The 22,318-nt window shown below is 29.0% G+C and carries 20 protein-coding genes and 1 pseudogene; 8 read left to right on the top strand and 13 right to left on the bottom strand.

Features of this window, described 5'->3' with window-relative positions; genetic code table 11:
• Window positions 1-39 precede the first annotated feature (39 nt).
• The gene (yyaC, locus tag ACJDU8_RS20480) at window positions 40-627 is read left to right on the top strand and encodes a spore protease YyaC (RefSeq protein WP_406794031.1); all 588 of its coding nucleotides are present in this window, start codon (window positions 40-42) and stop codon (window positions 625-627) included.
• A gap of 228 nt (window positions 628-855) precedes the next feature.
• Here the strand turns inward: yyaC and ACJDU8_RS20475 are convergent, their stop codons facing one another.
• The 13 genes and pseudogenes from ACJDU8_RS20475 to rpmH all read right to left on the bottom strand — a co-directional run bounded on the left by ACJDU8_RS20475 (window position 856) and on the right by rpmH (window position 12,536).
• Window positions 856-1,359, bottom strand: a complete 504-nt coding sequence (locus ACJDU8_RS20475) for a DUF4446 family protein (protein ID WP_406794030.1) — start codon at window positions 1,357-1,359, stop codon at window positions 856-858.
• Window positions 1,360-1,536: 177 nt separating this feature from the next.
• Complete coding sequence (locus ACJDU8_RS20470; RefSeq protein WP_406794029.1) at window positions 1,537-2,397, bottom strand: ParB/RepB/Spo0J family partition protein; 861 nt, start codon at window positions 2,395-2,397, stop codon at window positions 1,537-1,539.
• Between the two features lie 7 nt (window positions 2,398-2,404).
• Window positions 2,405-3,130: pseudogene (locus ACJDU8_RS20465) on the bottom strand (ParA family protein); the annotation flags it as partial.
• A gap of 137 nt (window positions 3,131-3,267) precedes the next feature.
• Window positions 3,268-4,668 carry a reverse transcriptase/maturase family protein gene (locus ACJDU8_RS20460; protein WP_406794028.1) on the bottom strand — a complete coding sequence of 467 codons (1,401 nt, stop codon included), beginning with the start codon at window positions 4,666-4,668 and terminating at the stop codon, window positions 3,268-3,270.
• An 844-nt stretch (window positions 4,669-5,512) separates the two neighbouring features.
• Window positions 5,513-6,286 (bottom strand): nucleoid occlusion protein, encoded by a 774-nt coding sequence (gene noc, locus ACJDU8_RS20455; protein WP_406794045.1) that lies wholly within the window; start codon window positions 6,284-6,286, stop codon window positions 5,513-5,515.
• Between the two features lie 100 nt (window positions 6,287-6,386).
• Window positions 6,387-7,106 carry a 16S rRNA (guanine(527)-N(7))-methyltransferase RsmG gene (gene rsmG, locus ACJDU8_RS20450; protein ID WP_406794027.1) on the bottom strand — a complete coding sequence of 240 codons (720 nt, stop codon included), beginning with the start codon at window positions 7,104-7,106 and terminating at the stop codon, window positions 6,387-6,389.
• Between the two features lie 33 nt (window positions 7,107-7,139).
• Window positions 7,140-9,026: a tRNA uridine-5-carboxymethylaminomethyl(34) synthesis enzyme MnmG gene (gene mnmG, locus ACJDU8_RS20445; RefSeq protein ID WP_406794026.1), complete on the bottom strand. Its 1,887-nt coding sequence runs from the start codon at window positions 9,024-9,026 to the stop codon at window positions 7,140-7,142.
• Between the two features lie 10 nt (window positions 9,027-9,036).
• Complete coding sequence (gene mnmE, locus ACJDU8_RS20440) at window positions 9,037-10,416, bottom strand: tRNA uridine-5-carboxymethylaminomethyl(34) synthesis GTPase MnmE (RefSeq protein ID WP_406794025.1); 1,380 nt, start codon at window positions 10,414-10,416, stop codon at window positions 9,037-9,039.
• 67 nt (window positions 10,417-10,483) lie between these two features.
• A complete protein-coding gene (gene jag, locus ACJDU8_RS20435) occupies window positions 10,484-11,110 on the bottom strand; it encodes an RNA-binding cell elongation regulator Jag/EloR (protein WP_406794024.1) in 627 nt (208 codons plus the stop codon).
• Between the two features lie 16 nt (window positions 11,111-11,126).
• Window positions 11,127-11,792: a membrane protein insertase YidC gene (locus tag ACJDU8_RS20430; protein ID WP_406794023.1), complete on the bottom strand. Its 666-nt coding sequence runs from the start codon at window positions 11,790-11,792 to the stop codon at window positions 11,127-11,129.
• Between the two features lie 20 nt (window positions 11,793-11,812).
• The gene (gene yidD / locus ACJDU8_RS20425) at window positions 11,813-12,022 is read right to left on the bottom strand and encodes a membrane protein insertion efficiency factor YidD (RefSeq protein WP_406794022.1); all 210 of its coding nucleotides are present in this window, start codon (window positions 12,020-12,022) and stop codon (window positions 11,813-11,815) included.
• Window positions 12,019-12,351 (bottom strand): ribonuclease P protein component, encoded by a 333-nt coding sequence (gene rnpA, locus ACJDU8_RS20420; protein WP_406794021.1) that lies wholly within the window; start codon window positions 12,349-12,351, stop codon window positions 12,019-12,021. The genes yidD and rnpA overlap by 4 nt, the downstream gene beginning before the upstream one ends.
• Before the next feature lie 50 nt (window positions 12,352-12,401).
• Window positions 12,402-12,536, bottom strand: coding sequence for a 50S ribosomal protein L34 (rpmH, locus tag ACJDU8_RS20415; protein WP_013240860.1), 135 nt, complete (start codon window positions 12,534-12,536; stop codon window positions 12,402-12,404).
• Between the two features lie 651 nt (window positions 12,537-13,187).
• On the opposite strand from rpmH, the gene dnaA reads away from it, so the two are divergent.
• The 7 genes from dnaA (at window position 13,188) to gyrA (ending at window position 21,988) form a co-directional block, all read left to right on the top strand.
• The gene (gene dnaA / locus ACJDU8_RS20410) at window positions 13,188-14,543 is read left to right on the top strand and encodes a chromosomal replication initiator protein DnaA (RefSeq protein ID WP_406794020.1); all 1,356 of its coding nucleotides are present in this window, start codon (window positions 13,188-13,190) and stop codon (window positions 14,541-14,543) included.
• 268 nt (window positions 14,544-14,811) lie between these two features.
• Complete coding sequence (gene dnaN, locus ACJDU8_RS20405; protein WP_406794019.1) at window positions 14,812-15,915, top strand: DNA polymerase III subunit beta; 1,104 nt, start codon at window positions 14,812-14,814, stop codon at window positions 15,913-15,915.
• Between the two features lie 28 nt (window positions 15,916-15,943).
• On the top strand, window positions 15,944-16,150 hold the full coding sequence (locus ACJDU8_RS20400; RefSeq protein WP_406794018.1) for an RNA-binding S4 domain-containing protein: 207 nt from the start codon (window positions 15,944-15,946) through the stop codon (window positions 16,148-16,150).
• Between the two features lie 79 nt (window positions 16,151-16,229).
• The gene (gene recF, locus ACJDU8_RS20395) at window positions 16,230-17,330 is read left to right on the top strand and encodes a DNA replication/repair protein RecF (protein WP_406794017.1); all 1,101 of its coding nucleotides are present in this window, start codon (window positions 16,230-16,232) and stop codon (window positions 17,328-17,330) included.
• A 13-nt stretch (window positions 17,331-17,343) separates the two neighbouring features.
• Window positions 17,344-17,607: an extracellular matrix regulator RemB gene (gene remB, locus ACJDU8_RS20390; RefSeq protein WP_406794016.1), complete on the top strand. Its 264-nt coding sequence runs from the start codon at window positions 17,344-17,346 to the stop codon at window positions 17,605-17,607.
• A gap of 21 nt (window positions 17,608-17,628) precedes the next feature.
• The gene (gyrB, locus tag ACJDU8_RS20385) at window positions 17,629-19,542 is read left to right on the top strand and encodes a DNA topoisomerase (ATP-hydrolyzing) subunit B (RefSeq protein ID WP_406794015.1); all 1,914 of its coding nucleotides are present in this window, start codon (window positions 17,629-17,631) and stop codon (window positions 19,540-19,542) included.
• Between the two features lie 16 nt (window positions 19,543-19,558).
• Entirely contained in the window at window positions 19,559-21,988 is a 2,430-nt protein-coding gene (gene gyrA, locus ACJDU8_RS20380; protein ID WP_406794014.1) for a DNA gyrase subunit A, read from the top strand.
• Window positions 21,989-22,318 lie beyond the last annotated feature (330 nt).

The following is a 22,318-nucleotide window of genomic DNA, read 5'->3' as shown; positions in this document are numbered from 1 at the left end:
CCTCTATATGGTAAAAATTCTAATATAGGAGGTTTTTTTATGATTAAAAAATTAATAATAGATCCTAAAACTACAAATTCAATAAGCATTCTAAGAGATACCATAAGTAATGAAATATTTCCCATGATAAAATCCCAAAGGACTATAGTAATATTATGTATAGGAACAGATAGATCTACAGGAGATAGTCTAGGACCAATAGTAGGGGATAAATTAAAATTTTTAGTAAGAAATAAAGTTGCTTTATATGGAAATTTGCAATATCCAGTGCATGCAAAAAATATTTCTGATGTAATAAATGAAATACATTCCAAATATAATGATCCATTTACAATAGCAATTGATGCTTGCCTAGGTAATATTCAAAATGTAGGGAAAATAATATTAGAAAGCAAACCCCTTCATCCTGGATCTGCTATGAATAAATCACTTCCTGAAGTAGGAGATTTAAGTATAACAGGTATTGTAAACATATGTGGTGCTATGGAATTCATGGTTTTACAAAATACCAGATTATTTACTGTTATGCAATTGGCTGATATAATTTCTAAAGGTCTATATCACTCTATATTAAAAACTATAGGCGGAAAAAATACTAAAAATTTTCTCCAAAATGCAGAGGCCTAATAATCATATTAAAACTTTTACACATGTGACTTCTTTCTACAAATAAAATTGAAATAATTAATTTTTTTACAAATTCTAATACTATACAATACCTATTATGAATTATATGAAAACAATGTTATGTATATTGCATTGTTGATAAAATTGTAATGTTACCAAATTTGGAGATAAAATTAAAAACTCCTTAAATAAAAAATTTTTTAAAGGAGTTTTTTCATACGATAAAAATCATATTCTTTTATTTATGCATTCTTCTAAAACCTGTTGTTCCTCCTGAGATAAACCATACCTTGATATACCACTATCTATAGGCTTGGCATAAGTAGTACTTTCATCTCTTCCGTATATTCCTGTAATTACTACACCATCATTTTTTTCATCTAATAACGCAATTGAAAAACTTAAATCACTTCCCACATCCTCAAAAGCTCTATATCGTATAACAGATATTTTTTGAATACAACATTTTACTTTAGAATTCAATTCACTATAGAGATTTTTAATATCTTCATAATCATTCTTTACGTTATCTATACTATCCAAGTACCCAATAATAAATTCCTCCAAATTTTTATTATTTGAACCTCTCATAAATTTTCTATATCTTTTCTCCAATCTACTCAGAGATTGAAAAATTATTAAATTCATAATTAATAATATTACTACCATTATAATTAATCCAATTATAATATATATCTGTAATCCACTTATTAGGACGCCAATATTTTGCATACTTTTCTCCTTTCCAAAGAAATTTTACTTGAAAATAAATAACAAATAGAAAGTAGTAGTTTTATCCAAACGTGGCAATTAGCTCATACTCCCATCTTATTCAAAATGGGAGATAAGCACTGCTACACACTTGGATAGGTTCTTCTAAGATTCAATACATAGAAAAACATTTTTTAATTAAATTTTTAGTATATCCAATATTCTCTGTAAATCTTCTTGGGAGTAATATTCTATTTCTATTTTTCCTTTATTTTTTTTATCCATTAATGAAACTTTAGTACCAAATAAATTTTCTAACTTTTCTTTTATATCTAGGTGATAGACATTTTGCTCTTTGACATTATCCTTTTGTAATTTTTTATCAGAATTCAAATTTTTTATAAGCTTTTCTATATCTCTAACAGTTAAATTTCCATCTATAATAGTTTGAGCTAATTCATATTGCAAATCACCATTTTCCACACCTAAAAGTGCTCTTCCATGACCTTCAGTAATGGCTCCTTCTATAAGATACTTTTGGACCCTGTCATCCAGATTCAAAAGTCTCATACAGTTAGTAATTGTAGTTCTAGATTTACCCATTCTATTACTCAATTGTTCTTGAGTTAAATTAAAGTCATTAACTAATCTTTTGTAGGCTAATGCTTCTTCTATGGGATTTAAATCCTGCCTTTGTATATTTTCTATAAGAGAAACCTCTAAAATTTGCCTATCAGACAAATTCATTATAATTGCAGGTATTTCTTTTATATTAGCCAATTTAGCAGCCATCCATCTTCTCTCGCCTACAATTATACTATATGTATTATCTTCAATTTCATTAAGTACAAGAGGCTGTATTATGCCATGCTCTTTTATTGATTGAGAAAGCTCTGATATTTTATTTTTATCAAAATTTTTTCTAGGTTGACTTTTATTTGCCACTATTGAATCAATACTAATGTATTTTATATCTTTTTGATTTTCATCTACACCTTCTAAAGTATTTTCAGGTATTAATGCTCTAAGGCCTTTACCTAATCCATATTTTTTATTCAAATTACATTCACTCCTTTTGCTTATGCAAAAATTCTTTAGTCAATCCTTCATAAGCTTCCGCACCCTTGCACTTATCATCATAAAGCACTATAGGAAGCCCAAAACTAGGAGCTTCAGCTAATCTTATATTTCTTGGTATAGTAGTTTCATAAACTTTATCTTTAAAATATTTTTTTACTTCTAGAACCACCTGATTTGATAGATTAGTTCTAGTATCACACATACTCATAACTACTCCCTCAATTTTCAAATTGGCATTTAAAGACTCTTTAACAAGTTTCACTGTATTTATTAATTGTCCCACACCTTCTAAAGCATAAAATTCACACTGAATTGGAATAAGTACACTATCTGATGCAGTAAGTGCATTTATAATTAATAATCCTAAAGATGGTGGACAATCTATAAATATAAAATCAAAATCTTGTTTTAAATTTTTAAACTTATTTTTTAATATTCTTTCTCTATTTTTCTTACCTATTAGTTCTACTTCAGCTCCAGCTAGTTCCATTATCGAAGGAATTATATAGAAATTATCTATAAGTTCACATGGCATTATTGCTTCATTTATGTTAACTCGTGAAGTCAACACATCATATATTGAAATTTCTATATTCCCCTTATCAAAACCTAACCCACTGGTAGTATTTCCTTGAGGATCAATATCTATATTCAATATTTTATATCCTTGCATAGCTAAGTATGCACTTAAATTAATACAAGTAGTAGTTTTGTAGGGTAGGAACTCAACGTCTTACTATGATTTATTTATAGCAGATTTTTGTGAACCCCCCTCCGAACCGAACGTACACCTTTCAATGTATTCGGCTCTCCAGTTATTTTATATTAAAAGATAAATCTATATTTAAGTTAATTCCAAATCATATCATTTAAATCAGCAATGGGTTTATTTTTTTTCTTTAACAGTCCATTAAAATAGGTTATAACTTCTATTCCATTCTTCGTATTATATTTAATTCCTATAATTTTTTTAGTGCCATCTCCACTTTTCCTGGGAAATTCTATTCCATACTTATCTATAACCTGCTTAACTGATATTTTCTCTTTTCTTGCCAAAGTTTTTGCTAAACTGAAATAATGGTAAAATTTAAACCTTCCTACTTTTACACTGACATCTGCAGCTAAACAATAATAATTGTATAATTCTATGATTTCTTTATTATATTGAGAAATTATTTCCCATATAGGTAAATTAATTCTGAAGTTATTATGTACTGACTTTCCATTTGAAATAAACGGTTTTATTCTTTCTTTTATGACTTTACTAGGTACTAATAGTTGTATTATTTGATTATTTTTTTTCTCTTTTAATCCTGTAAACTTTTGTATTTTAAAGTTCTGTGTTGATTTAGCTATTTCATACCCTAAAAATTTTATTCTTTTGTCATTTAAGCTCACCATTAAAAGTTCTTCTTCAGCAATTTCTATTTTTAGTTTTTCCTTTAAAAATCCATTTATATTTTTTCTTACATCTTCAGCTAGGTCTTTAGTTCCCCAAACAAAAATAATAAAATTATCTAAATATCGTATATGCTTTACTTGTCCAAAGTTTTTATTCACATACTTATCAAATTTATCTAAATAAATATTAAGCAGCATATTCCCTATGGTCTCCCTCTTGAGTATTCCTGACCATGTTTCATAGGTCTTTTTCTCACACATATATCCTGCCATAAAAAATCTATTAATAAGCTCTATAAAACGCCCATCACATATTTTTTCACTTAATAATTTTATAATAAAATCATGATCTATGTTATAGAAAACTTTTTGTATATTCCCTTTAATAACCCAATTAGCACCACCACAGGTATTTTTTATTTGATAAAGAGCAGTATGACAACTTCTACCTGGCCTAAATCCATGAGAACTACTGCTAAAATTTACATCATATATGGATTCCAGAATTTCCTTAATTATTTGTTGTATTAGGTTATCGTATAGATTTATTGTTTGTAAACATTTCTTATTCTTCTTAAGAATATGCGTATTTAGTATTTTCAATGATTCTGGGTAATAGGTTTCACTTTTCAATTCTTCAACTACTTTATGAACATTTTCAATATTAAAATCATACATTCTTCCTTTAATAATTGAATGTATTCTCTTATTTTCATTGCATAATTTAGAATATGCCATTAAATAAAATTCCACATTGAATAAATACCGATATACCCTTTCAAACTTATAATTTGGATTTTTTTCAGATTTATCCTTTAATATTGCCAATACTAATTCAGCTTTTTGCATTTCGCATACCTCCTTAATCTGACAATGAAAATAACCTACCTTCCTTCGCCATGTGATAGGCTTTCCCTATCCCGGACTACTACGAAGGCTCCGTAGCCATAATGGATATTCAGAATTCTTTAATTCATAGTCTAATAGACATTCCACCTTAGACCATCTCCGTTTAGATTAATAAAAGCGACAATATGACTTAGGTCTTCTATTCGTTCCTTTTACATCCTGTAAAGGATGCCGGAAATACCTACAACGTTAAGCAAACATAGGTAAAATTTTACTTTTAGATATTCCGTTTATGTATTCAAATGGCTTTCATAAACCTCGGCAGTTAGAGCTAAGAAACTAGAATTCAAGCAATCCAGCCTTGACCTTATCATATCCTAACCTGGCACATCAGCCTCTTAGCCACTTTCAGAAACTATGCGCTTTAATAGACATGCTATTGTCCCCTTAGTGTTTCCACTCTCAGGTAAGTCTATTGGTTAAAAAGGTATCGTTGTAACCCTTACTGTATTAACACAGCTTTCTTTTATAATCCACTACGGACGCACACCTACCCCGCCTTTCTGATTAAATATGGATATTATTTTCATTTAAGTTCCCCCCTTCTAAGTTTTCTATTTTCTTATTTTTAATTATATATTTTTATTTGAAATAATAAAAGAGGTTTTATCATAAATTCTCTTATTTATACCAATATACATATAAAAAATCATCTCTTTTCCATATTTAGAGATGATTTTTTTAGTTCAACATATAGAATTTATTCATCTATGTTATATAAATCAATACTTATCATTAATATTATAACAAAAATACTTCAATAGAATGTTTCATGTGAAACATTCTATTTTTTGGGAATCGTAATTATTATTTGTATTTCACCCTCTAAATCTCTAGAAGCATATTTTGCATTTAAACCATATTTATCAAATACTTGTCTTACTGTATTTATATATATTCTAGGAGAAAATATCCCTTTTATTTTTTTCTTCTTATCTTTTAGAGAATTGCTAATACTCTCTAACTCTTTATTGACAAGTTCTTCTGTACTTTTCACATTTAAAGATTTCTTAATAACTATATTCAAAACTTTTTTCTGCAACTTTACCTTTGGAAGTCTTAATAATGCCCTGGCATGTCTTTCAGATAAATTGTTTTCTAATAACATATTTATAATTTCTTTATCCAACTTAAGCAATCTAATCTTATTTGCAATAGTAGATTGCTTTTTTCCTATAACTTCAGCTAACTTTTCCTGAGTGTAGTAATGATATTTAATTAAATTATAATATGCTGTTGCCTCCTCTAAAAAATTCAGATTTTCTCTCTGCAAATTTTCTAGGAGTGCTATTGCAGCAGACTCTTTATCAGTTATATCTACTATAATTACAGGTACTTCCTTCAAACCTGCCTTTCTTGCTGCTCTAAGTCTTCTTTCTCCTGCAACTAATTCATATTTATTTTCACCTAATTTTCTCACCGATAACGGTTGAACTATCCCATACTCATTTATAGATTGAGCTAATTCTTCTAAACTCTCTTCATTAAAATATTTTCTAGGTTGATATACATTAGGTAAAATTAAATCTACAGATATATAATTAATATTTTCTTGCATATTCATATTTTCCCATCCCTTTTACATTTCCTATTATGCATTTCTTCATTGTTTCATAAAATCCTTCTAAATCTGTGGCATTTTCGTACGACAAATTATTTCAATTGGAGCCTAATGGATTTTTAGAAACCGTTCCAGCTTTTCTTGGATATGCGTTGGGAGTATGTTTAACTTTTTTTACTACTACTAAGTTATGATTAAATTCATCATCTTCTATTTTTATTATATCCTCAATTTTGCCTCCTAAAATATTAATTGCATTTTTACTTTCTTCAATTTCATTTTCAACAGAAGGCCCTTTCATAGCTATAAAATATCCACCCCTTTTTACATATGGAATAGAAAATTCACTTAAAACTGTTAGATTTGCCACCGCCCTTGACACCGCAGTATCAAATTTTTCTCTATAATCTATTTTCCTTGAAAAATCCTCTGCTCTTCCATGTATACAAGTTATATCTTTTAATTTAATATTCAATATAACTTGGTTTAAAAAATTTATTCTCTTATTTAAAGAATCTAGAAGTACAAGTTTTACCTCTGGTTTAAGTATTTTTATGGGTATGCCCGGAAATCCCGCCCCTGTTCCTATATCAATAATACTATAAGCATTTTTTAATGGAAGAAATTTGAATATTTTTATACAGTCTATAAAATGCTTTTTAACTATATCATCATCTTCTACTATGGCAGTAAGATTCATTTTCTTATTCCATAACTTAAGCATGTCTTTGTATTCCATAAACTTATTATATTTCTCTTCATTAAAGTCTAGTCCTACATCTTTACATACAACATTCATAACTTCAAAATAATTCATAATACTTCTCCAAATCTATTACTATATTTTGTTTTATAGAGATTCTTCTCTATGCTTTTTCTCCATATGAACTAATAAAACAGAAATATCTGCAGGTGAAACCCCAGAAATCCTAGAAGCTTGACCTATACTTATAGGCTTTATTTTCTTTAATTTCTGATTAGCCTCTATCCTTAATCCTTTAACTTCATCATAATTTATATTTTCAGATATAAACTTATTTTCAAACTTTTTAAATTGCTGTACTTGTTCCAGTTGCTTTTTTATATATCCCTCATATTTTGAAATAATATTTACTTCTTCCTGAACATCTTCACTTAACTCAGGTCTATCTGTATCAAGAGGTTGTAATTTAAAGTAATCAAGTTCAGGCCTCTTTATCAGTTCATATAGACTAATACTCTTTTTTAAATCAGATGAATTCAATGAACTTAAAAAATCTATCGCTTCTTTCTTTGGAGTTATATAAATATTTTTTATCCTTTCTATTTCTGTTTCTATATTATTTTTCCTTTTCAAATATTTATCATACCTTTCTTTAGTAACTAATCCTATTTTATATCCCATTTCTGTAAGTCTTAAATCTGCATTATCTTGTCTAAGTATGAGCCTGTACTCAGAACGAGACGTCATCATCCTATAGGGTTCTTCACTTCCTTTAGTAACTAAATCATCAATTAAAACACCTATATAACCATCAGATCTCTTTAAAATGAAAGGTTCTTTTTGATTAACTTTAAGTGCTGCATTAATACCAGCAATTATACCTTGGGATGCCGCTTCTTCATATCCTGAACTTCCATTTAACTGACCTGCCCCAAATAAGCCATCAATTTTTTTAAACTCTAATGTGGGTTTTAACTGAAGTGGATTTATACAGTCGTATTCAATAGCATATCCAGTTCTTAAAAATTCTACATTTTCAAGGCCTGTTATAGTTCTATACATAGCAATCTGCACGTCTTCAGGCATTGATGTTGATGCCCCATCTACATATAATTCATTTGTATCTTCTCCTTCTGGTTCTATAAATATTTGATGGTTTTCCTTATCTGGGAATCTAACTACTTTATCTTCAATTGAAGGACAGTATCTTGGACCTACAGACTTAATAGAACCATTGAAAAGGGGAGATCTATCTATATTTTCTCTTATAACCTTCAATGTATTTTCTGTAGTATAAGTCAGATAACAGGATATTTGTTTTCTATCTAAATTATTACTCATAAAGGAAAAAGGAATTATTTTCTTATCTCCAGGCTGTTCTATCATTTTAGAAAAATCCACACTATTTCTATTTACCCTGGCTGGTGTGCCTGTTTTAAATCTTCTAAGTTCTATACCTAAATCCAATAAACTCTGAGAAAGATCATTAGCTGGCATAAATCCATTTGGACCTGAACTATAGCTAACATCACCTATAATCACTTTACCTTTTAAATAAGTCCCTGTGGATAAAATCACAGCTTTTGCTCCAAAATATGCACCATTTTTTGTAATAACCCCATAAACTCTTCCTTCATTATCAACTCTTATACCTATTACTTCCAACTGTTTTAAATGCAAATTAGCTTCCTTTTCAAGTACAGTTTTCATTCTTGCTGAATAATTTCTCTTATCTGCCTGAGCTCTTAAAGAATGTACCGCAGGTCCTTTAGAAGTATTGAGCATTCTTGATTGTATAAACGTGTTATCAATATTCACACCCATTTCTCCGCCCAAAGCATCTATTTCCCTTACTAAGTGCCCCTTGGCTGTTCCCCCTATATTAGGATTACATGGCATAAATCCTATACTGTCCAAATTCATCGTACAAACTAAAGTTTTACAACCCATTCTAGCTGAAGCAAGTCCTGCCTCACATCCAGCATGACCTGCCCCTATAATTATTACATCATATTTCCCTGAAAAATACTCCAATCTTAACTACCTACTTTCCTAAACAAAATTGTGAAAATATTTTATCAATTATATCCTCTTCTAAAGTATCACCAGTTATTTTCCCCAAGTTACTCCATGCATTCTTTATATCTATAGATGCTAAATCTATAGCAAAGGTATTTTTTAATGCTTCTAAAGCTTCAATACAATTTTCTTTAGCTCTAATCAGCCCTTCTTTATGTCTGGTATTAGTTATAAATAAATCTTCAGATTTAACTTCCCCTTTAAAAAATAACTCTTTAATACAGCCTTTAACTCTATCTAAACCTTCTCCAGTTTTAATTGAAGTCTTTATTATAAATCTTGAGTTCAAATTACAAATATCATCTATATCTATTTTATCACCTATATCAGTTTTATTTAACAAAATAATATATTTTCTATGATTTACATAGTCTATAATTTCTTTGTCTTCCCTATCCAGCTCCTTACTTGAATCTAGCATTAATATAACTAGATCTGATTCATCTATCTTTTTTTTGGATTTCTCTACTCCTATTTTTTCTACTATATCATTAGTTTCTCTTATTCCCGCCGTATCAATTATTTTTATGGGAATTCCTCCTATATTTATATACTCTTCTATAATATCTCTAGTGGTACCAGGTATATCTGTAACTATAGCTTTATTCTCTTCAATTAATGAGTTTAATAAAGAGGATTTGCCCACATTGGGTTTTCCTACAATTACTGTATTCAAACCTTCTCTAACTATTTTACCTTCTTCTGAAGTACTTAATATATAATTTATTTCGCTTAATATTTTGTTTAACCTTATAGAAACTTGCTCTGAGGTTATCTCCTCTAGATCTTCTTCGGGATAATTAACCGTAGCTTCTATATGTGCAATTATATCAAGCAGTGCTTCTCTTAATAAATTAATTTTTCTAGAAATTTTACCTTCCGACTGCTGGACAGCTGATTTTATTGAAATATCCGTTTTTGCCTTAATTATATCAATTACCGCCTCTGCTTGACTCAAATCAATTCTTCCATTTAAAAATGCCCTTTTGGTAAATTCACCAGGTTCTGCAATTCTAGCACCTGCTTTAACGACTTCTTCAAGTATCTTTCTTGTAGCTAAAACTCCACCATGACAATTTATTTCTACTGTATCCTCGGCAGTATAACTTCTAGGAGCCTTCATAAAACTTATTATCACTTCATCCAATAATTCCCCTGTACTTTTTTCTATTATAAAGCCATATCTCATGGAATAAGGCTTCATCCTTAATAAGTCTGTATTATTTTTCCCTCTAAATATACTATTAACTATATTAAGTGAATTTTCACCTGAAACTCTTACAATAGATATACCTCCCTCACCTAAAGCAGTAGCTACAGCTGTTATTGTATCAAACTCTAACATAATTTTAATTCCTCCAAATAAATAAAATTATACATTCTGTTTTTTACGGATTTAAAAAAGAAAGCCTTTAGGCTTTCTTTAAATCTACTACAACTCTTCTAAAAGGTTCCTGACCCTCACTATAGGTATTTACATAAAAATCACTCTGAAGGGAAGAATGAATTATTCTCCTCTCATAAGGATTCATTGGCTCTAATTTTACCGTTCTCCCTGTTTTTCTAACTTTTTCAGCCACTTTTCTAGCAAGTCTTTTCAATGTCTCTTCCCGCTTTAGTCTATAATTTTCTGTATCTAAAATCACTCTCTTATACTCTATATCATGATCTTTATTTACTACAAGACTTATAAGATATTGAATTGCATCCAATGTCTCTCCCCTATAACCAATAAGTATCCCCATATCAGGGCCGGTTAAATATATTTTTACAACATTATTATTTTCTTTAATTTTTATTTCAGCTTCTACCTTCATACATTGTAAAATATTTCTTAAAAATATATTTGCCTCTTTTATGTAATCTCTTTTTACTTTAACCTTTATTTTAGCTGGCCTAACCCCTATAAAATTTAAAAAACCTTTATTACCTGAATCTAATACTTCAATCTCAACTTTGTCTCTTTCAACTTTTAATTCAAGTAATGCATTTTCAATTGCTTCTTCAACAGTTTTTCCAGTAATCTCTATAACTTTCATAATACACAGCCACCCCCTAAGCTTTACTAGGACTAGTATCTTTTTTAGTTCCAATCCTCTTTATAACTAAAGTTTGTGCTATCTGAATTAAATTACTAACAACCCAGTATAATACCAATGCAGACTTAAATCCCATACTCATAAATACCATAAACCCGGACATTCCTATGTTCATTGTTTGAGTTTGTCTTGCCTGTTCACTATTATTTGAAGACATCATTAAATATGTGGACAAATAAGTAGTCACTCCCGATAAAATAGCAAGAAATACGTCTCTTTTAGAGAGATCGCTTATCCATAAAAAACTAATACCATTTATTCCTGATAAGTGATTAAAAACATAGTAGAGGGCAATTAAAATAGGCCATTGAATAAGAAGTGGTAAACATCCGCCAAAAGGGCTGGCTCCTTTTTCTTTATATAGCTTCATCATTTCTTGTTGTGCCCTTTGTGGATCTTTTTTGTATTTTTCCTGTAACTTTTTAACTTCTGGTTGGATTTCATTCATAGTAATTGAAGATTTTAATTGCTTTACCCCTAACGGAAGTATTATAATCCTAATTATTATAGTCATTAAAATTATTGCTATACCGTAAGAAATATTTTGATTAGGTATAACGGAAGTCACATTTTTGTGTAAAAACTCAAAAAACTGAACAAAAGCATTATTTAGATATTGCAAAACATTAACCCTCCTGAAATTTATTTAACTGGGTCATATCCACCTTTACAAAATGGATTACACCTCAATATCCTCTTTATAGACATAAATCCACCTTTGATGATACCATATTTTTGCAAAGCTTCCAATACATATTGTGAACAAGTAGGATAAAATCTACAGCACGGCACTTTTAAAGGTGAAATATATTTCCTATATACTTTGATTAAAAAAATTAAAAGCTTTTTCACTTATACAAACCTGCTTTTTTAATTAAATTTTTCACAGAATTACTTATCTCTATATAACTCTTACCATTAGATAATTTCCTTGCTATAAATACTAAATCATATCCATTTTTTATGTTTTTACTATTTAATCTAAAACTTTCCTTAATTAATCTTTTAATTCTATTTCTAACAACACTTTTTCCTACCTTTTTACTTACTGATACACCTAATCTATTTATGCTTTTTTTATTTATATATACATATAATACTAACAAATTATTAGAAAGAGATTTTCCTCTCTTATATACAGCTCTAAATTCTGCATTTTTTTTTATCCTATAAACATTCATCTGTCTTTGCTCCTTTTTTCTGCTTGCAGAAAAAGGCCACAAAAGCGGCCTTATGCTGTTAATCTCTTTCTACCTTTTTGTCTTCTTCTTCTAATAACATTTCTTCCTGATAGGGTTCTCATTCTCTTTCTAAAGCCATGCTCTCTTTTTCTTTGTTTCTTTTTTGGCTGATAGGTCATCCACATAATCACACAACTCCTTTCCTTAAATTTAACAAAATTTATTTAACATTATAAAATTCAATAAGCACATTACTTCTAAAATTAAATCTTAAAAATAAAAAATTTAACCTTTTTAAATATTACTACATTAAATCATCAGAAAAACTCTACCTTAATGTGAACTAGCGTATATGTTAAGCTAATCCTAAAGTTTCACTATTAAATTATATATTCACCAAGTTACAATGTCAATACAAATTCAAAAGTATAAAATCCAATAAGAAAGTTCACATATCAACATTTTTGTGTATTTTTGTGGATAACTTATTGAATAGGTAGTTATGTTTTGATATTATATTATAGAGACTTGTTGATAACTTTTAAATTTACATCACTTATCCACAATTGTGGATAAGTGTGTGCATAACTTTGTGATTTATGTGTAAAACATATTTTCATCTATGCATTATTGCCCAATTTCACTAATATTATTCACTGTAGATAATGTTAATATCTATTTTCTTAAAACTGTGGATAAATTTTTTTATTTAAAAATATCCACATAATTATAAACATGTGAATATTTTTATACACATATGTCAAAGAAATATAATATAACTATACTTTTCTGTGGATATGTTGTGAATTATTTTTTCTAAGACTGGAGGATACAAAATGAGCGCCCATCCAAAAGAAATATGGGAACAATCTTTAAATATAATAAAAGGTGAAACTACCGAAGTAAGCTTTAACACATGGATTAAAAGTATTACTCCTATATCTATTGAAAATGATACATTCATGTTAACTGTACCAAACGACCTTACTAAGGGCATATTAAGCAATAAATACAAAGATTTAATAACTAGAGCAGTGCAAATGATTACTTCAAAGAAATACAATATTAAATTTTTGGTTTCATCTGACTTACCTGAAGAATTTTTAACATTAGATACTACAAATAAACAAAACATAAAAAGTGCAATAATGGTAAGCGATGAGATGTCCACTATGTTAAATCCAAAGTACACCTTTACTTCATTCGTTATAGGTAACAGTAATAGATTTGCCCATGCAGCATCCCTTGCCGTAGCAGAATCACCTGCAAAAGCATATAACCCTTTATTTATATATGGTGGAGTAGGGCTAGGTAAGACCCATCTGATGCACGCTATAGGCCATCATATATTAAATAATAATACAGAATCTAAAGTAGTATATGTTTCTTCCGAAAAATTTACTAATGAATTAATAAATTCAATAAAAGATGATAAAAATGTAGAATTTAGGAGCAAATATAGAAACATAGATGTTTTATTAATAGATGATATCCAATTTATAGCGGGTAAAGAAAGAACTCAGGAAGAATTTTTTCATACTTTCAATGCACTTTATGAAGCTAACAAACAAATCATCTTATCAAGCGATAGACCCCCAAAAGAAATACCTACATTAGAAGATAGACTTAGATCTAGATTTGAGTGGGGACTTATAGCCGATATTCAAGCCCCTGATTTTGAGACAAGGATGGCTATACTAAAAAAGAAAGCTGATGTGGAAAAATTAAATATCCCAAACGAAGTCATGGCATACATAGCTACAAAAATTAAATCAAACATACGAGAACTGGAAGGAGCTTTAATACGAATAGTTGCTTTTTCTTCGCTTACCAATAAAGAAATCAGCATAGATTTGGCAGTAGAAGCATTAAAAGACATAATATCAAGCAGACAATCAAAACAAGTAACAATAGATTTAATACAGGATGTAGTATCTAATTACTATAATCTAAAAGTATCTGATTTTAAATCCTCAAGAAGAACTAGAAATGTAGCTTTTCCAAGACAAATAGCAATGTACTTGTGTAGAAAACTTACTGATATGTCTTTACCTAAAATAGGAGAAGAATTCGGTGGAAGAGATCATACCACTGTAATACATGCTTACGAAAAGATATCAAATAACTTAAAAAAAGATGAAAGTCTTAAAAATGCCGTAAATGACTTAACTAAAAGATTAAATCAACAATAGTTATCAACAGTTGTTAACAATAACTGTTGATAACTATCGTTAACATTACATTAAAAAGATAATATAATTATTATTTTTTTTAATAATGTGGATAATGTGGATAATGCAAATTTTATTCAACTACTTATCCACAATTATTTTTTATTTTTTTTCAGTAATACCAACGTTTTTAAGACTTATTAACATATCCACAGGCCCTACTACTACTACTACTAGATATAATTATCTATCTATAATATAAAGTGACCAAAAAAAGGAGGTAATTAAAGTGAAATTCTTATGTACAAAAACTAAATTACAAGATTCTATATCTACAGTTCAAAAAGCAATAACTGGAAAATCTAGTATGCCTATACTAAATGGTATAATGTTAGAAGCTTACAATAATACTGTGAAGTTAACAGGTTCTGATATAGATTTAAGTATAGTAACAACAATAGAAGCAACAGTAGAAGAAGAAGGAGCTATAGTAATTGATGCTAGGATATTTGGAGATATTATACGAAAATTACCTAACGATAATATACACATATCCACAGTTGAAAACAATTCTATAGAAATACTATGTCAAAAATCAAAATTTAATATTATCCATATGGAAGCAGAGGATTTTCCTGAAATACCCAATATAAACGAAAATATATTTTTTTCCATCCCAGAAAATATACTAAAAAATATGATAAGAAGTACTGTATTCGCTACTGCGCAAGATGAAACCAGACCTATATTAACAGGTATTTTATTTGAAATCAAAAACAAAAAGTTAAATTTAGTAGCTTTGGATGGATATAGATTAGCCTTAAAATCAGAAGATTTAGACAACGATAATATAATAAATGCTGTTATTCCAGCAAAAACACTAAATGAAGTTTCTAAGATTTTAGGAGATGATAGTGAAAATGTAAACATAACTTTTACTCCAAACCACATATTGTTTAATTTAGCGAATACAAAAATTATATCTAGGTTATTACAAGGTGAATTTATAAAATATAATTCTATAATTCCAGAGGAATACAGCCTTAGGGTAATAGCTAAAAAAAGTGAATTACTAGACTGTATTGAAAGGGCTTCTTTAATGGCTAAAGACAGCAACACAAATTTAATAAAGCTAAAGATTGAAGAAAACAATATGATCATAACTTCCAATTCTCAAATAGGAATGGTTAGGGAAGAACTAAATATAGTTTTGCAAGGGGATACGCTTCAAATTGCATTTAATTCAAAATACTTAATAGATGTATTGAAAATAATGGAAGATGAAGAAATTATAATGGAATTTTCAGGGAGTATAAGTCCGTGTATTATAAAAAATAGCAAGAAAAATAATTGCATTTATCTTGTATTGCCTGTAAGGCTTCTAAATAATTAAAAATAAATAAAATTGGAGATAATGTAAAATGGATGAAATTAAAATCAATACAGATATAATAAAATTGGATTCCTTTTTAAAATGGTGTGGAGCGGTTTCACAGGGGTATGAAGCTAAATTATTTATAAAAGATGGTATGGTAAAAGTAAATGGAGAAGTAGAAAAGAGGAGGGGAAGAAAATTATTTAAGGGGTATACAGTTGAATTTGAAGAAAAGATATATATAATTATATAACGTGTGTATAAACATTAAGAATTTATTATTAATCATGAATTATACATTTGTGATATAATTATAAATAGGTGTTTTTATAATGTATATAAAATATTTAAAACTTATTAATTTTAGAAATTACAAAGAATTAGACATAGAATTTGATAAAAATATAAACATATTCATAGGAGATAATGCGCAGGGAAAGACAAATATATTGGAGAGTATGTATTATTGCAGTATAGGTAAATCACCTCGGACAAATAAAGATAAAGAATTAATAAATTGGGATAATAAAGAGGCATACATAAAAGTCCATATATTAAAAAAATCGTTAAATAAGAAAATAGAAATTAAAATATTTAAAGAAGGTAAAAAAGGAATAAATATAAATTCTATAAAAATAAGTAAATTATCTGAGCTTATGGGAGTTTTTAATGTAGTTATGTTTTCACCGGAAGATTTAAAAATAGTGAAAGAATCTCCAGCTTTTAGAAGAAAATTTTTAGATATTGAACTTTGTAAATTTAGTAAAAGATATTACTATAGTTTAGTTCAGTATAATAAAGTATTAAGCCAGAGAAATGCATTGCTTAGAAACTGGAATAAAAGTAATAATGTTGATATTCTGCAAATATACGATAAGCAATTATCACAATATGGTTCAATTATAATAATTCTTAGAAATAAATATATAAAAAAACTTAATGGAAAAGGAAAAGTTATCCACAGTGATATAACTTCAGGAGTTGAAAATATAGAATTTAAATATATGACATGTTTAACAAATTTTGATAGAATAGAAGATAACATGCTTAAGGTTCTAGAACTTAACAGGAAACAGGATATATATAAAGGCAATACACTCTATGGACCCCATAGGGATGATTTTATTGTAAATATAAATGGAATTAATGTTAGAAATTTTGGTTCTCAAGGACAGCAAAGAACATCAATATTAACTATAAAATTTGCTTCTCTTGAAATAATAAAAGAAATCACAGGAGAATATCCTGTTTTACTATTAGATGATGTTTTATCTGAATTAGATAAAAACAGACAAAAATATATATTAAATTCTATAAACAAAATACAAACATTTATAACTTGTACTGGAGTTGATGACATAAGAAAAAATATAGTAGGTGAAGCTCAATTGTTTGTTGTAAAAAAGGGTAAAGTTAGTAGAATTTCATTTTGAAAGGAGATTGTTTATGTTTTTACATTTAGGTGAAAATATAGTTGTTCCAATAAAAGACGTAATTGGTATATTTAATGTTGAAACTTCAACATATAGTTCTGATACAACCCAGTTTTTAAGGATGGCTGAAGAAGATGGATTTATCCACAAAATCACAAAAGATAAACCTAAATCTTTTATCATTGCAGAAGTAAATAAAAAAAGTAAAATTTATTTATCACCTATATCTTCATCCACATTAACTAAGAGATCGGAGATTTTGTATTATGAACTTTAAGACAAGATAAGGAGGATAGGTATGCCACAAGAAAAAAACCAAGTTTATGATGAGAACCAAATACAAATACTAGAAGGCCTGGAGGCAGTTAGAAAGAGACCAGGAATGTATATTGGAAGTACCAGTTTGAGAGGGCTTCACCATTTAGTATATGAAATAGTAGATAATAGTATAGATGAAGCATTGGCAGGATACTGTGATAAAATAGATGTAGTTATACATGAAGATAACTCCATAACGGTTACTGATAATGGTAGGGGAATGCCAGTTGGTATACACCATAAAATAAAGAAACCTACAGTAGAGGTAATAATGACAATACTGCATGCAGGAGGAAAATTTGGTGGTGGTGGATATAAAGTTTCAGGAGGACTTCATGGAGTGGGAGCATCAGTGGTAAATGCACTGTCTGAAATTTGTGAAGTTGAAGTAAAAAGAGAAGAACATGTATGGAAACAAGTATTTAAAAGAGGTAAGGTAGCCACAGGCCTAGAAATAATAGGGGATAGTGAAGAACATGGAACAAAAATTCACTTTAAACCAGATAGAGAAATATTTGAAGATATAGATTTTGATTATGATATGCTTTCTCAAAGACTTAGAGAATTGGCATTTTTGAACAAGGGTATAGCTATAACTTTAAAGGATGAAAGAAGTGACAAGGAAGAACTACTTCACTATAAAGGGGGAATAAAATCCTTTGTAACCTATATAAACAGAAATAAACAGACTATTCATAAAGAACCTATATATGTAGAAGGTGTGAAAGGTGATTATTCTGTGGAGATTGCTTTTCAATACAATAATGGATATTCCGAAAATGTTTTTTCTTTTGCAAATAATATAGACACAATAGAAGGTGGAACTCATTTAGCAGGCTTCAAATCTGCTCTAACAAGGGTTTTTAATGATTATGCAAAAAAATTTAATATATTAAAAGAAAATGATAAAAATCTATCAGGAGAGGATATAAGAGAGGGAATTACTGCAGTTATATCTATAAGACTCATGGATCCTCAATTTGAAGGGCAAACTAAGACAAAACTTGGGAATAGTGAAGTTAGAGGTATAGTTGATAACATAATGGCAGAATCTCTAAGTGATTTTTTACAAGAAAATCCTCAAGTTGCAAAAACTATAATTGACAAATCACTAGTTGCATCACGTGCTAGAGAGGCAGCAAGAAAAGCAAGGGAGCTAACAAGACGTAAAACTGTACTTGAAAATACATCTCTTCCAGGAAAACTTGCAGATTGTTCATCTAAAGATCCATCTGAATGTGAAATATATTTAGTTGAGGGAGATTCCGCAGGTGGATCAGCCAAACAGGGGAGAGATAGAAGATTTCAAGCTATACTTCCTTTGCGCGGTAAGATAATGAATGTAGAAAAGCAAAGACTTGATAAAATACTTGGATATGAAGAAATAAGAGCTATGATAACGGCATTTGGAGCAGGAATAGGAAAAGATTTTGATATTAGTAAAATAAGATACAATAAGATAATAATAATGACAGATGCAGATGTAGATGGTGCACACATAAGAACTTTATTGCTTACTTTTTTTTATAGATACATGAAAGAACTTGTTGAAAAATGTCATGTTTATATAGCTCAACCACCTCTATACAAAGTAGCTAAAAGTAAAAAGGACTACTATGCTTATTCAGATAAAGAGTTAGATGTATTGCTTAATGAAATAGGAGGAAAAGATAATAACGTAAATATACAAAGATACAAAGGACTTGGAGAAATGGATTCTGAGCAACTTTGGAATACTACCATGGATCCAGAAACGAGAACTTTAATCCAAGTTAATGTGGAAGATACTATTGCTGCTGATGAAATTTTTACTATACTTATGGGTGATAAAGTAGAACCTCGTAAAGATTTTATAATAGAGAATGCTAAGAAAGTTGTTAACTTAGACATATAGTAGAGAGGTGTAATTGATGTTTGATGAAGGAAAAGTTTTACCGATAGACATAAGCCAAGAGATGAAGAAAAGTTATATAAATTATGCAATGAGCGTTATTGTTAGCCGTGCACTTCCAGATGTGCGTGATGGATTAAAACCGGTTCATAGAAGAATATTATACTCCATGTACGAACTAGGACTTACTCCTGAAAAAGGTTATAGAAAATGTGCAAGAATTGTAGGAGATGTTTTAGGTAAATATCATCCACATGGAGATACATCTGTTTATGATGCTCTTGTTAGGATGGCACAAGACTTTTCTATTAGATACACTTTAGTTGATGGTCATGGAAATTTTGGTTCAGTAGACGGAGATAGTGCTGCGGCTATGAGGTATACTGAAGCTAAAATGGGTAAAATAACTATTGAGATGTTAAGAGGAATAAATAAAAACACAGTAGATTTTATTCCAAATTTTGATGGTGAAGAAAAAGAGCCATCAGTTTTACCTTCAAGATTTCCGAATTTACTCGTAAATGGTTCTGCTGGAATAGCTGTAGGTATGGCTACCAATATACCGCCACATAATCTTGTTGAAATTATAAATGGTGTTATAATGATAATAGATAATCCAGACGTTACTATTAATGAGCTAATGACATCTATAAAAGGGCCGGATTTTCCAACATCAGGAATAATAATTGGTACATCAGGTATAAGAAGTGCTTATGAAACTGGAAGAGGAAAAATAATAGTAAGGGCTAAAGCTGAAATTCAAGAAGAAAAAGGAAAAAATAAAATAGTAATAACTGAAATTCCCTATCAGGTAAATAAATCCAAACTTATAGAAAATATGGCTGAACTAGTTAAGAATAAGAGAATAGACGGCATATCAGACATTAGAGATGAGTCAGATAGAGAGGGAATGAGAATTGTTATAGAATTAAAAAGAGATGCCAATCCAAATGTAACTTTGAATCAATTATATAAACATACAAGGATGCAGGATACTTTTGGAGTTATAATGCTTACTCTTGTAGATAATGAACCTAGGGTTTTAAATTTAAAACAAATGCTTGTGTATTATTTGAAATTTCAAGAGGAAATTGTAACAAGAAGAACTAAATTTGAATTAGATAAGGCACAAGCTAGGGCTCATATTCTTGAAGGATTAAGGATAGCATTAGATCATATTGATGAAGTAATAGCTCTAATAAGATCATCTAAAACCACAGAAAGTGCCAGAAGTGGTTTAATGGATAAGTTCAATCTTTCTGAAAAACAGGCACAAGCTATTTTAGATATGAGGCTTCAAAGGCTTACAGGACTTGAAAGGGAAAAGATTGAAAATGAATATAATGAGTTAATGAATTTAATAAAACAGCTTAAAGAAATATTAGAGAATAAGTCCGTATTATTGAATATGATTAAAGATGAATTAATCCAAATAAGGGATAAGTATGGTGATGAAAGAAAAACAGAGATACAGATAAGTGACAATGACATAAATATAGAAGATCTTATTGAAGAGGAAGAAGTAGTAATAACCCTAACCCACGCAGGATATATAAAAAGAATATCTGCTGATACTTATTCTTCACAGAAAAGAGGAGGAAAGGGAATACAAGCCATGACTACAAAAGAAGATGATTTTGTAGAACATATATTTATTACTTCTACTCATAACCATATTCTATTTTTTACTAACAAAGGTAGGGTGTATAAATTAAAAGGTTATGAAATTCCTGATGCAGGTAGAACAGCTAAAGGAACAAATCTAGTTAATTTATTATGTTTAGATGGAGATGAACAGATTCAAGCGGTTATAGCTTTTAAAGAAATTGATGGTGATAATTATTTTATAATGGCCACAAAACAAGGATTGGTTAAAAAAACTAAAATAAATCAATATTCATCAATAAGAAAAAGCGGATTAAACGCTATAAATTTAAAAGATGGAGATGAACTTATTGGTGTTAAGATGACTACAGGAGATAGTGAGATATTAATTTTCACTAAGAATGGGTATGCAATAAGATTTAGTGAAAAAGATGCAAGACCTATAGGAAGAAATGCTACAGGAGTCAGAGCTATTACTTTAAGAGAAGGAGATATAGCTGTAGCTATGGACATTGCTAGTGATAATGAAGATGTTTTGGTAGTTAGCGAAAATGGATTTGGCAAAAGAACGCCAGTAGATGAATATACCATCCATAGAAGAGGTGGTAAGGGAATTATTACTTATAAATCTACAGAAAAAACAGGTCTAATAGTAGGTGCTAGAGTTGTGAAAGATGAAGATGAAATGATGCTCATAAATAGTAGTAATGTAGCTATAAGACTTAATGTATCTGATATTTCTACTACAAGCAGAAATGCTATGGGAGTAACTCTCATGAGAACAGAAGAAGAACAAAAGGTCGTTGCTATAGCTAAAATAAACTGTACGGATAATAAATTTTAGTATAAGTTTTTAGGTATCTTTCCTCTAAATGATGTTACGGGTATTTGTGATTTCTAAATAACAGATACCCGTAATATTATTTAAGGGAATTTTAAAAAGAAAAAAATATTAAAAAAAATATTAAAAATGTATTGACGACATTAAATTTAAATGATAGAATGTAAAAGTCGCAAGAGATTGTAGCAGTTTTATCTATTAAAAGTGTAATTATATTAGTAGCATATGTAAGATTGTTACAAGATTAGTTTGACAGAATGATCCTTGAAAATTAAACAGAATAAAGAATATAGGTAAACTTATTTATAAGAATAAACCAGCAATTCTTTTGAG

The organism is Candidatus Clostridium eludens, from assembly GCF_045310515.1.
Taxonomy (GTDB): domain Bacteria; phylum Bacillota; class Clostridia; order Clostridiales; family Clostridiaceae; genus Clostridium_B; species Clostridium_B eludens.
The sequence above is the reverse complement of the archived record's forward strand: the minus strand, read 5'-3'. Positions and strand labels throughout refer to the sequence as shown.

What these genes read in the sequence shown, in the direction of transcription:
- yyaC (WP_406794031.1), top strand. Translation starts at nt 40, where the DNA reads ATGATTAAAAAATTAATAATAGATCCTAAAACTACAAATTCAATAAGC.
- ACJDU8_RS20475 (WP_406794030.1), bottom strand. Translation starts at nt 1,359, where the DNA reads ATGCAAAATATTGGCGTCCTAATAAGTGGATTACAGATATATATTATA.
- ACJDU8_RS20460 (WP_406794028.1), bottom strand. Translation starts at nt 4,668, where the DNA reads ATGCAAAAAGCTGAATTAGTATTGGCAATATTAAAGGATAAATCTGAA.
- noc (WP_406794045.1), bottom strand. Translation starts at nt 6,286, where the DNA reads ATGCAAGAAAATATTAATTATATATCTGTAGATTTAATTTTACCTAAT.
- rsmG (WP_406794027.1), bottom strand. Translation starts at nt 7,106, where the DNA reads ATGAATTATTTTGAAGTTATGAATGTTGTATGTAAAGATGTAGGACTA.
- mnmE (WP_406794025.1), bottom strand. Translation starts at nt 10,416, where the DNA reads ATGTTAGAGTTTGATACAATAACAGCTGTAGCTACTGCTTTAGGTGAG.
- jag (WP_406794024.1), bottom strand. Translation starts at nt 11,110, where the DNA reads ATGAAAGTTATAGAGATTACTGGAAAAACTGTTGAAGAAGCAATTGAA.
- rnpA (WP_406794021.1), bottom strand. Translation starts at nt 12,351, where the DNA reads ATGAATGTTTATAGGATAAAAAAAAATGCAGAATTTAGAGCTGTATAT.
- rpmH (WP_013240860.1), bottom strand. Translation starts at nt 12,536, where the DNA reads ATGTGGATGACCTATCAGCCAAAAAAGAAACAAAGAAAAAGAGAGCAT.
- dnaA (WP_406794020.1), top strand. Translation starts at nt 13,188, where the DNA reads ATGAGCGCCCATCCAAAAGAAATATGGGAACAATCTTTAAATATAATA.
- ACJDU8_RS20400 (WP_406794018.1), top strand. Translation starts at nt 15,944, where the DNA reads ATGGATGAAATTAAAATCAATACAGATATAATAAAATTGGATTCCTTT.
- recF (WP_406794017.1), top strand. Translation starts at nt 16,230, where the DNA reads ATGTATATAAAATATTTAAAACTTATTAATTTTAGAAATTACAAAGAA.
- remB (WP_406794016.1), top strand. Translation starts at nt 17,344, where the DNA reads ATGTTTTTACATTTAGGTGAAAATATAGTTGTTCCAATAAAAGACGTA.
- gyrB (WP_406794015.1), top strand. Translation starts at nt 17,629, where the DNA reads ATGCCACAAGAAAAAAACCAAGTTTATGATGAGAACCAAATACAAATA.
- gyrA (WP_406794014.1), top strand. Translation starts at nt 19,559, where the DNA reads ATGTTTGATGAAGGAAAAGTTTTACCGATAGACATAAGCCAAGAGATG.